At 53.4% G+C, this 268-nt stretch carries 1 rRNA gene; it reads right to left on the bottom strand.

Going from position 1 to position 268, the window contains the following annotated elements:
* Positions 1-268 (bottom strand): 16S ribosomal RNA (locus tag H3H36_RS26465); the annotation flags it as partial.

Genomic DNA, 268 nt, shown 5'->3' with positions numbered 1-268 from the left:
GACTTACAAAACCGCCTGCGCACGCTTTACGCCCAGTAATTCCGATTAACGCTTGCACCCTACGTATTACCGCGGCTGCTGGCACGTAGTTAGCCGGTGCTTATTCTTCAGGTACCGTCATTAGCAAGGGATATTAGCCCTCACCGTTTCTTCCCTGACAAAAGAGCTTTACAACCCGAAGGCCTTCTTCACTCACGCGGCATTGCTGGATCAGGCTTGCGCCCATTGTCCAAAATTCCCCACTGCTGCCTCCCGTAGGAGTCTGGAC

It is taken from the genome of Rugamonas fusca (assembly GCF_014042365.1).
GTDB lineage: Bacteria > Pseudomonadota > Gammaproteobacteria > Burkholderiales > Burkholderiaceae_D > Rugamonas > Rugamonas fusca.
The sequence above is the reverse complement of the archived record's forward strand: the minus strand, read 5'-3'. Positions and strand labels throughout refer to the sequence as shown.